The organism is Pedobacter sp. GW821-FHT01D05 (genome assembly GCF_059422505.1).
In genome coordinates this window covers 233,286-245,206 of record NZ_JBWKXA010000001.1, presented here as the reverse complement: position 1 = coordinate 245,206, position 11,921 = coordinate 233,286, and the positions used below count along the sequence as shown (strand labels likewise).

The 11,921-nt window shown below is 41.0% G+C and carries 3 protein-coding genes; 1 reads left to right on the top strand and 2 read right to left on the bottom strand.

What is annotated here, in order from left to right; translation table 11 throughout:
* Nucleotides 1-198 precede the first annotated feature (198 nt).
* The gene (locus tag AC07VK_RS00985; protein WP_492957689.1) at nt 199-2,544 is read right to left on the bottom strand and encodes a beta-L-arabinofuranosidase domain-containing protein; all 2,346 of its coding nucleotides are present in this window, start codon (nt 2,542-2,544) and stop codon (nt 199-201) included.
* Between the two features lie 12 nt (nt 2,545-2,556).
* A complete protein-coding gene (locus AC07VK_RS00980; protein WP_492957687.1) occupies nt 2,557-3,885 on the bottom strand; it encodes a rhamnogalacturonan acetylesterase in 1,329 nt (442 codons plus the stop codon).
* A gap of 784 nt (nt 3,886-4,669) precedes the next feature.
* Between AC07VK_RS00980 and AC07VK_RS00975 the strand changes: the two genes are divergently transcribed.
* Nucleotides 4,670-11,710, top strand: a complete 7,041-nt coding sequence (locus AC07VK_RS00975; protein WP_492957685.1) for an SDR family NAD(P)-dependent oxidoreductase — start codon at nt 4,670-4,672, stop codon at nt 11,708-11,710.
* The last annotated feature ends 211 nt before the right edge of the window (nt 11,711-11,921 follow it).

Here is an 11,921-nt window from a genome sequence, read left to right as displayed (position 1 = left end):
CTCGTTTCAGCATCTTTATAGTCTACACATATCCACTTCAAAAACCTTCCTCATAGATCCTGACCACGAAGTAGCTATTAGACCATTGAACACAATAAACACAACTAATAAAACAAGTTCAGGAGGACAATCGGTCTGAAAATGCTAGTGGTCTGTGTCCCCACAGACCACGGAATAAGACGAAATGACGCCAGCTATCTATCTCACCAACCTCACCTCATATATATTTGCAATAGCTGATCCCTGATCGGCAACAAATTTCAGTTCTAAATCTGCTTTTAATAGTTCTTTGGGGATTTGGTATTCCTGTGTATAAAAAATATCACCTTTGCTTCCATCCAGCTTTACTTTTTCAATTACAACGCCATTAATCAAAATAGAAAAGTTTTTATTCTTTTCTTTTCCGTAAAAAGTTAAGCTCAGCTTATTTGCCGATAAATCTTTGTTTTTAAGCACATAACTAAACCATGCTTTTCCATTTCTAAAATGCCTTTCCTGATACGTTCCGTTATCGGTTTGCTCACCCTTAAAATTGTGGTCTGATTCTGGCTGCTGTTCTCCAGTGTTGATCAGATCGACGGTACGCTGTTCCGTTTTCATTTTTTCTTCTTCTGCCAACTTAATCGCCTTTGCACGTTCCGGCAATGCTTCTGCGCTGCTGTAAGGAAAATAAACCACATACCGCTTTTCGGCCAGGGTGTAAAAAGGAACCAATTTTAAAGATTTGTATTTTGGCTGATAGATCGCATTTTGAGCACTGAAGGTTAAACTGTTTTTATCAGTCAAAGTAATTTCATTTGCTAAGGTATTTTTAGCGCCTGTAACGAGTGGTGCATCGCTAATCGGGAATAATGGCCCTGAAGCAATATGCCCCATCCTACTGCCATCGGCTAATAAATTAGGTTGATTTAATGTATCCATCGCCGCAGCAAGCACAACCGGGCCACGAAGAAAGGCCACCCAATCAGAACCATCGGGCATAAACTCAGTGGTGGTGTGCATGGGCAAGGAAATGTTAAGCACATCACCGGTAGCCCAAACACGATCGATACTGGCATACCCATTCGCATTACCTTTGGTGGTTACTTTTTTTCCATTCACCAAAACAGTCATTTTTCCATTTTCTACCCAAGCCGGCTGACGAAGATGTAGGGCAAAACGTTGCTTGTTCTTTAACTGAAGTTTGATCGTTGTATTTTCTGCATCAGGAAAAAGCGTTTGTTGAGTAAGCTGAATACCTTTTTCCTTCCAGTTTAAGGTAGACGGAATGAAAAGATTTACATACATATCATTCTTGCCATGAGCATAAATCAACTCTCCATACTTACCATGGTTTTCCAATCCGGAGCCTACACAGCACCAAAAACTCTCCTGCGGGCTCGAATAAGTACGGTAATGCCCCGGCCGCATCGGTGTAAAATATACAAAACCACCTCCTGGTCTTTGAGAAGAAAGGATATGATTGTAAAGCGTACGTTCGTAATAATCGAGATATGTATTAGAAGGCGCGGCCAAAAATAGCTGTTTAGTGAGCTTCAACATATTGTAGGAATTGCAGGTTTCTGGCCCTTCCCGCGATTCAGTCATCGAAGAAAAGTTATTGGCCGGATGAAAGTGCTCTCTAACACTATTTCCACCTATGGCCACCGTTCTATGTTCTACTACTGTTTTCCAAAAGAAAGCAGCCGCATTCGCCCAGGAAGGGTCTTTATCCAGCAAGGCGATCTGCTCAAAACCGATTACCTTAGGAATCTGTGTGTTTGCGTGCAGACCATTAAGGGCATCCGTATTTTTTAGCAATGGATTTAGGATAGATTGATCCGAAAAGCGTTTCGCTAGTTGAAGATACTTTTGATTACCCGTTATCGCATAAACATGCGCGAAAGTTTCATTTAATCCACCATGTTCGCTTTTTAGAAGTTCTTGTACTTGCTGATCAGATAAATTCGAAACCAGATCTATACACCAATCGGTGAGTTTTAGAAGCATTTCCTTTGCTTTTGCATTACCCGCAACCGCATAAGCATCGTAAAGCCCAGCATAAATTTTGTGGATATTGTACAAAGGAACCCACTTTCCATTCAGCGAAAAACTCGACGACCTGATGTTGCCAGCTTTGATCTCCTTCCAGATTTCTTTCCCACCTGGAATGCCTGCCAAATAGCCATCACCATTTTTTACCTGGCATTTATCCAGTTCGGCAATCATGTATTCCATTCGGTCTTTAACCTTGGCATCACCAGTTGAGGCATACATTAAAGCCAGAGCGGATAAATAATGTCCGCCGATATGCCCGTCTAAACCTGTGTTTTCCCAGTTTCCGTAAGATACTGCTTTAGGTTTTAATCCTGCCTCCTTTAGATAAGGAGCCAAAAGCCTGTCCGCATCTAGCGAAAGCATGTATTTTTTATCGGTTTCCTGTGCCTGCTTAAACGGCCCTTCGAGCAAACGGACTTCCGATAAATTGAATGGTTGCAAGCTGCTTTGCGCAAAGGCAGCACTACAGGATATTATTAGCAGGAAAGCAGTGATTATCTTTTTCATTTATAACTTATTCTAATTCCCATCTGGTTTAACTACACTACTTTTGGGGCTCTCTGGCCAGTGCCAATCTGCAGGATTATCTGGTTTTGCCGGATCAAATTTTGGCAGATCATCAACCAGGTATTTCGCAATGCCTAATTTCTGTTCTTTAATCCCTAAGATAACACATTGTGCAATTTCATAAGCCCCATAAGGATTAAAGTGTGTGTTATCGGCCAGTGCCTTATCCTGGCCAGGATAACTGTTAGCAGGATAATGAACAAATGCTTTTTTTGATGGCTCCTCGCCCAAAGCATTAAACAAAGTCGATGTCATGGCATTCAGATCAATTAAAGCAACCTTCTCTTCGGCAGCTACTTTACGTGCAGCATCCGGAAAATCGCCAAGAGAATTTACGATTTTTCCATCCGGGCCAAAAGACCTTCTACTGGTTGAGGTAACCACAACAGGGATTCCTCCTTTTTTCTTTACTTCCGAAATGAATGTTTTTAACCTTTCGGTATACGATTTATAAGCACCATCATTGGGTCCTTTATCTTTTTGATCATTGTGTCCAAATTCAATAAAAAGGTAATCGCCAGGTTTCATTATACTTAAAACCTTCGTTAATCTTTTGCTCCCTAAAAATGAGCCCAATGTTAAGCCCGATTCTGCATGATTGGCAATGGCAACACCAGGTTTAAAAAAACGGGGAATCATCTGCCCCCACGATGCCCATGGTTCATCGTCCTGGTTCACCACGGTCGAATTTCCAGCCAGGAAAACAGTAACCTGATCTTCAACCTTCGTAATTTCGAGTGCCTGTAGTGCGGTTTGATGGTCAAACTCCAAAGTAAGTTTATCATCCCAATCGAGTTTGGTGAGTTCGCGCGGCTTCAGCGAAACCAATTGCCCATCAGCAATATGTTTATCTTTAACATTTACAATAAAAGTTTTGGTTAACGATTGTCCTGTGGTGGTTTTTACATCTTCCAGCATTAACCTTCTCGATTCAGCTTTTACTGTGCTTAATGCGGCCCCCTTCGGATCGCCAAGTGTAACTGTTATTTTGTAATTCCCTTCGGGCACCGCAATCGAAAAATAAAAAGGTTTATCACTCTTAATCAGATCGGCAGTTAAAAAATTCTTCCCGCCATAATCTACCCCCTCAGCTTTCGAATCAAAATCGAAACCATAACCCTTTTCTTTACTATAAACATCAGTTGGTAAAACTGGTGTATAACCTTTAGCAACCTTTCCGGTACCAAAATCAAATTTGTAATTGTTTTTTTCCTGGGCCTGGGATAGATTGACAATTAAACCAAGAAAAATGAATGGTTTAATAAACTTTTGAATGCTCATATGCTTAAGGTTTGGAAGAGCTGTTTGATGAATAAATCAATCATGATCGCTTTCCTATAAAATCTGGTTAAATAAACGTCTACCCGACATTTATAAACGAATATAAAAACAATTCTCAATTAAAATGAAAATGAATAGCGTTTTTAAAATTTAAGCATTTTTTTAATAAAAGTGTGCTGTCTACAAACACAAAAAATAACAAACATTTAATTACTGATACTAATTAATACTACAAAGATAAACAATTCAAAACGCAACATAAATTTCTTCAATTTTTAATTAAAAATTTACAAACACAAAAAATATGAAGTAGCAAGACTAAAAACTCTATTTCGCGAACTTAAATAAATAAAAATTCAATGATTTTCAGTAAAAAAAGTATAAAAATTAAACACAAAGCATAACAAATCAATCAATTACAAAATAAAATTCATAAATTAACCCATTATTAATATTAACCCAATGTAAGGCCGCTTCTTTTGTATATAAAATTTAAATAAACCATATATAGAAGCATAATTGAAAATATTAATAAGAATTTTGTTCATAAAATTCATTTTTAAATGAACTGAACAGGTGCTTTACAATTGACTGTTCACTTCATTCATTTATAAATTTTTAAAACAATTTGACTTAATCAAGTCGTATATTAGTCTAATTAATCATACACACTATCTCTAGCGCTAAAAAGCTGTGTTATTGTGTATTACGGCCTGCATAAAGAACCATTATGCTGCGCTTAAATCATCCACCAAACAGAAGATTAGAATCAAAATCTAAAGCCATGAACAAACACGCCATTATTGGAGTAACTCCCTTCGAAATCCCTGATAGCAGATTGGTTTCCAATTTACAAAAAGCAGATTGCTTTCCGGTTCTCAGTCTTGGGCACAACATAACCGAAACCGAAAACGCACTTCATTCACTTGTAGAATTGGGTATTTCAGATTTTGGTGTAAGCATCAATTCGGCGGTATTCGCCAACATTGATCTTCCTGCCCAGGTAAGTTTAATTATTGCTCCGTATGATTTCGTGATAAAGCGTAAAACATCTGCAAAAATTATCTATCAGGTTTATGACCTCGAATCGGCACTGGCTGCACAAGCAAAGGGTGCCGATGGAATCATAGTAAAAGGAAATGAAGGTGCTGGCCGTGTGGCCTACGAATCTTCTTTTGTACTTTTTCAACGGATTATTAAAGAAATTACACGTATTCCGGTTTGGGTTCAGGGTGGTGTGGGTATCCATACTTCCGCTTCATTAATGGCTCAAGGCGCAGCAGGGATTATTTTAGATAGCCAACTCGCCTTATTCCCAGAATGTTCCGCTCCTGAAGATTTAAAAACTGTTTGTGGTAAGTTAAGCGGAACAGAAACCAAACTGATCGATAAAGCCCGCGTATTGGCCCGTCCAAATTCGCCGGTATTGGCAGAAGATATAGATTATAATGGTCTTCAAAAACATTTTAAAGGTTACAATCTGGAAACAAATTATCTTCCAATGGGTCAGGATATTGCCCTATCGATTGATCTGGTTACCAAATATAAAAAGCTTGATAAGTTGATTTTCGGCATAAAGGAAGCCATTTACGGCCATTTAAAACAAGCCAAAGCCATCAATATAATAAAAGCGAATAACTCGCTTGCTAAAGATTTAAACATCACCTACCCTATTGCGCAGGGGCCGATGACCAGGGTAAGCGATGTAGCGCCGTTTGCAGATGCAGTTTCGGAAGCTGGTGCCTTATCATTTATCGCGTTATCCTTATTAAAAGGAGCGTCGGCAAAAAACCTGATTGAAGAAACCAAAAAATTGGCTGGCGAAAAAACCTGGGGTGTAGGCATTTTAGGTTTTGCACCACAAGCGCTTAGAGATGAGCAACAGGAATATATATTAAATGCGAAACCTCCTGTTTTACTAATTGCAGGCGGAAGACCATCGCAGGCTAAGCCCTTCGAAAAAGCCGGGATCAAAACTTTTCTCCATGTACCCTCTGCTTCTCTTTTAGATATGTTTTTAAAAGAAGGTGCTAAACGCTTTGTATTCGAAGGCCGCGAATGTGGCGGTCACGTTGGTCCCCTATCCAGCATGGTATTGTGGGAAAAACAGATTGAACGTTTATTAAAGGAAGAAAATCCGGAAAGCATCAGTGTTTTCTTTGCCGGTGGCATTCACGATTCTTTTTCTACTGCATTCATTTCAGTAATGGCGGCTCCTTTGGCTGCCAAAGGAATGAAAATCGGTGTATTAATGGGTACCGCTTATCTATATACCAGGGAAGCTGTAAGCACAGGCGCCATTTTGGATAAATTCCAGCAGGAAGCCATGCAGGCAAATGAAACTGTACTGCTCGAAACTGCTCCAGGGCACGAAACCAGGTGCTTAAATTCTTCATTTGCCACTTTCTTTAACGAAGAAAAACAGAAACTTCAGGCAGAGGGAATGGATAAAAAAGAAATCTGGGCAAAACTGGAAACACTAAATGTTGGCCGTTTACGTATTGCCGCTAAAGGCATAGAAAGACGCGGCGATGAACTGGTAAAAATCGACGAAGCTGAACAAACTGATCTGGGCATGTATATGATCGGTCAGATTGCACCTATGCATAAAGAGGTGATGTCATTGCTCGATCTTCACCAGGATGTAGCCGACAACAACTATTCACATATTTTAGACGCCACACTTTCATCACCTCCTGAAAATAAAACCAAAGCTTTAGATGTAGCTATTGTAGGTATGGCCTGTATTTTCCCTGGAGCTAAAAACCTCGAAGAATACTGGCGTAACATCATTCTAGGAAAAGATTCGGTAACCGAAGTACCGGATGAAAGATGGAATAAAGAACTATATTATAATCCAGATTCTACCGCAGGAGACATGTCGCACTCTAAATGGGGCGGTTTTATCCCGAGGATAGATTTTGATCCCTTAGAATTTGGTATTCCACCGCAGTCGCTTGCGGCCATAGAGCCTACCCAACTGCTTACCTTAATGGTAGCCAAACAGGCCATGCAGCACGCGGGTTATGCCGATGGTGGTGTAGACAATGAAAATGTATCTGTTATTATCGGTGCTGAAGGTGGAAACGATCTGGCCAACAGTTATAGTTTCAGAGGTTTTTACAAACAGGTTTTTGGCGAAATGCCAGCCGAAGTAGATGCCATATTACCAAAAACAACAGAAGATTCTTTCCCGGGTATTTTGGCGAATGTAATTTCGGGCAGGATCACCAACAGGTTAAACCTGGGCGGTCGAAATTATACGGTTGATGCAGCCTGTGCTTCATCTTTGGCAGCAATAGACCTGGCTTGTCAGGAGTTATTTTTAGAGAAATCGGATATGGTTTTGGCTGGTGGAGCAGATCTGCACAACGGCATTAACGATTACCTTATGTTCTCGAGCACACATGCCCTTTCTAAAAAAGGAAGATGTGCCACTTTTGATGCCGAAGCAGATGGAATTGCCCTCGGCGAAGGGATTGCCATGATCGTATTAAAACGATATGACGATGCTTTACGCGATGGTGATACGATTTATTCTATTATTAAAGGTGTAGGTGGATCGAGCGACGGCAAAAGCCTTGGTTTAACTGCGCCACGTAAAAACGGACAGGTAAATGCTTTAGAAAGGGCTTATAGCCAGGCTGGAATTACGCCATCACTGATTGGCCTGGTAGAAGCACATGGTACAGGAACCGTAGTTGGCGATAAAACTGAAATCAGTGCATTAACTGATATGCTTAACCAATCGGGCGCAACCGCCGGACAAACACATTTAGGCTCCGTAAAAACGCAGATTGGCCATACCAAATGTGCTGCTGGTATTGCTGGCTTGATTAAAGCATCGCTGTCCGTTTATCACGGGATTAAGCCACCTACCATCAATTTAAAAACACCAAACAGTTTCTACAACGCCCAAACCAGTCCATTTGCTTTTCATACCGAAGCTGGTTTATGGATGGAAGAAAAAAGATATGCTGGCGTTAGCGCCTTTGGTTTTGGCGGAACAAATTTCCATGCGGTATTGGAAAGTGCTCAGAATACTGAGAACAAAAATTCGATCTTAAAATCGTGGCCTTCTGAACTGTTTGTTTTCAGGGGCGATACTTACGAAGAAGCCAAAAACTACATAATTTCGGTAAAAAATCTCTTGGATCTGAACGATCAGATCGAACTGAAAGATATTGCATATAGCCTTGCAACGGTTAATGCAAAACCTGTTCAATTGAGTATTGTTGCCAATCATGCAGAAGATCTGGTAATGAAAATCGACCTTGTTTTATCTGGTGTAGAAAGCAAAGACACCTACCTTACTCAAAAACAGAATGGCAAGGTTGCTTTTATGTTCCCAGGGCAGGGAAGCCAACGGGTAAACATGGCAAGGGATCTTTTTGTGGTTTTCCCTGAAATGAGAAAACTGCTGAAAGCTTATCCTGAATACGAAAAAATCCTTTTCCCAAATACTGTATTTAATGATGCGGATGCGAAAGCACAAAAAGAACGCATAAAAGATACCCGCATGGCACAACCGCTATTGGGTATTGTTGATCTTGCAATCGCTAACTTCTTAAAATCATTGGGTATTATGCCTGATATGGTTGCGGGTCATAGTTATGGCGAATTGCCTGCGCTTTGTTTTGCTGGTGCTTTTGAAGAAGAAGCCCTGGTTCACCTAAGCGCAGAACGGGCAAAATCTATTTTAAATGCAGTAGAAAACGGCGATCCAGGCACTATGCTTGCCGTGAGTGCAAAACAGGAAGATCTTGCGCAATACCTGGGTGATATTAAAGAAGTTTATCCGGTAAACTTTAATGCACCAACACAATGTGTTATTGCGGGCAGTACAGCAGCTATCGGCCAGCTGGCTGCAGTGTTAAAAGAAGCCAAAATATCTTTCCGCCCGCTTGAGGTGGCCTGTGCTTTCCATAGTCCATTGGTGGCCAAATCGAAACAGCTTTACCAACAAGTGCTTTCTGGCGTAAACTTTAATGATCTAAAAATTCCGGTATGGTCTAACACCACGGCAAAAGAATATCCAACTGAAGCTGCCGCTGTAAAAGAACGTTTGACCGACCATTTAATAAAACCTGTCCTTTTTGTTGATGAGCTTAGGGATATGTATGCTGCCGGCGCCAGGGTTTTCGTAGAAGTTGGCCCTGGCAAGGTGCTAAGCGGTTTAACAAAAGCTTGCATCGGTAAAGACGAAGTGATTTTACACACCGAAGATCAAGGTCAGAATAAACTCAGCAATTTGTTGGGCACACTGGCTGGTTACATGGCTACCGGTCGCGAAATCAAACTCGAAAAATTATTCGAAGGCCGTTCTGTTAAAAGCATCAAATTGGATGAGCCTTCAATTTATAAAAAAAGTCCCGCTATCTGGTATGTGAACGGTCAACACGCTGTTCCATCAACAGGTAAACTTCCGGCAAATGGTGCATCTCCTATTACTAAACCGATCATCCTTATGAATAACACCTCTATACCAACTGAAAATCAACAGGTTAATGGCTCAGCCAAAGACTTGATGATGCAGGAGTACCTGCACAGCATGAAAATGCTGATTCAGGCACAACGCGATGTAATGCTTTCCTTTTTAGGACAAGCTCCCGCCATGCCTTCGCAAATCGTTAACCAGCCCCTAACATCATATCAGGCACCTCAACCAGTCCGTATCGAAAATCAGATTACGGCAAAACAAGAAGTGCCTCAGGCGCAAACCATCGAAGTAATAACACCTGCGGTTGCACAAAAAGACTTAAAACTGGTGCTTTTGCAGATCGTAAGCGATAAAACCGGCTATCCGCAGGAAATGCTGGGCATGGAAATGGATCTGGAGGCCGATTTAAGTATCGATTCAATTAAACGCGTAGAAATTATCGGTGCTTTACGTACCGAACTGGGTGGTTTTTCTCAATTGAACCTTCCGGAAGATAAAATTATGGAACAGCTTGCCGGACTTAAAACCTTAAGCAGCCTTGTAAATTGGCTTACAGAAAATACCGAACAGCCAAAAGCAGTGAGTGCACCTGCTGTAGCAGTAACTCCAATAATTGAAGCAGAACAGATAAAATTTTCATTGGATCAGTTAAAATCGGCCATTCTTGATGTGGTGAGCGAAAAAACCGGTTATCCAAAAGAAATGCTGGGCATGGATTTAGATCTTGAAGCTGATTTAAGCATCGATTCGATCAAAAGGATGGAAATTATCGCCTCACTTAAAGAAAAAATCGGTTTTGGCTCACAAAGCGAACAAGCTGATGATTTAATGGAAAAACTGGCCGCAATCAAAACCTTAAACGCCCTGATTAACTGGATTGCCGATGTTGAAACAGAAAGCTCGGAGGTGCTTACAGAAGCAAAAAAGCTTATTGAGGAGAGCATCGATGACCAAACGGTTAAAGAAAAATTATCCCGTTTAAGATTTGAGCTAACTCCTGCTGCATTGACCATCACCGAAGCAGCCATTTTAAAAGGTCAGCGTTTTGCCTTAACCGATGATGGTGGCGGACAGGCGATCAAAATCAAGAAAGTGCTCGAAAAACATGGTGCCATTGCCGATCTGGTGAGCTTTGAAGACTCATTGGATGGCTATCAGGGCCTCATCATTTTGAACATGTTCGAAGCACAGCAAAAAGTAGGCATTCTCGATCATTTCGCAACCATTAAAAAACTAAATTTTGATACCGTAAAATGGGTGTACCTAATTGCAGATACCAAACAATATTTTAACGATCAATCTGATATTTCTTTCTTACGGAATTATCAAGGTTATTCGGGTTTCTTTAAAAGTTTAGACCGTGAATACGAGCATACCAAATGCCGTTTTATCAGTCTCGAAACCAAAATGTCGCCAGATGAAATCACGAATATCACCTTAAATGAAATCCTGAATCCGGATAAACCTTCGGAGATCATTTACAACGACCATAAAAGACACATTATGGAACTTGTACCGCATCAATTGAGCACCGAAACCGATGCGCATATCCATCTGGATAAAGATGCTGTAGTAATGGTTTTAGGTGGTGCGCAAGGTATAACCGCCGAACTGATGATCCATTTCGCAAAAGATTACCCTTGCAGGTACATTTTGGTGGGCCGTTCTGCAAACCCTATTGCCTCCGCAAATGAAGCCAGCTCTTCGTTAAAAACCAAAGATGAGATCAGACAGTATGTGATTAAACAGGGCGAGATTAAAAAACCTGCCGAGATAGAACAGGAAACGAATCGGATTTACAAAAACAACCAGATTTTACGCTGTATTACAACTTTAGAGGAAGGCGGATCGACAGTAGTTTACGAATCGTTAGACCTTAAAGATGAAGAAGCGTTAACCCGTTTGATCAATCAGGTTTATGAAGATTATGGTCGCATAGATGGCGTGGTACATGGTGCAGGTTTATTGGAAGACAAACTGTTCCACAGCAAAACTCCTGAATCTTTCGGACGTGTTTTCGATACCAAAGTAACCCCATTAAGGGTATTGGCGGAACAATTAAGGCCAGAAACCCAATTTGTGATCCTTTTCTCAAGCATTGCTTCTGTTTATGGAAACCGCGGGCAAACCGATTATGCCGCAGCAAACAGTGTAATGGATAAATATGCCTGGGCCTTAAAACAAAAAATTCAAGGCAAGGTAATGGCTATTAACTGGGGACCGTGGAAAGGTGCAGGTATGGTTTCGCCAACATTAGAAAAAGAATACCAACGCAGGGGAATTGCATTGATACCTTTACAGGATGGAATGGAAACTTTCCTGAACGAACTTAAATATGGTAAAGAAAGCCAGGTACTAATCATGGCCGGAAACACCTGGACATAGAAGGATCGATGTCGATACTTTTAGCCCCGCCAAATTCGTCATTGCGAGAAGGCTTTTTCAGCCGACGAAGCAATCTTACAACGATCGCTACCAGCTTGCGCATTAAGATTGCTTCGTGCCTCGCAATGACGGCCTTACGATTAGAACTGTCATCCTGAGCTTGTCGAAGGACCGTTTTTAAATGTCTTACAAAGCGTTTCGACGGGCTCAA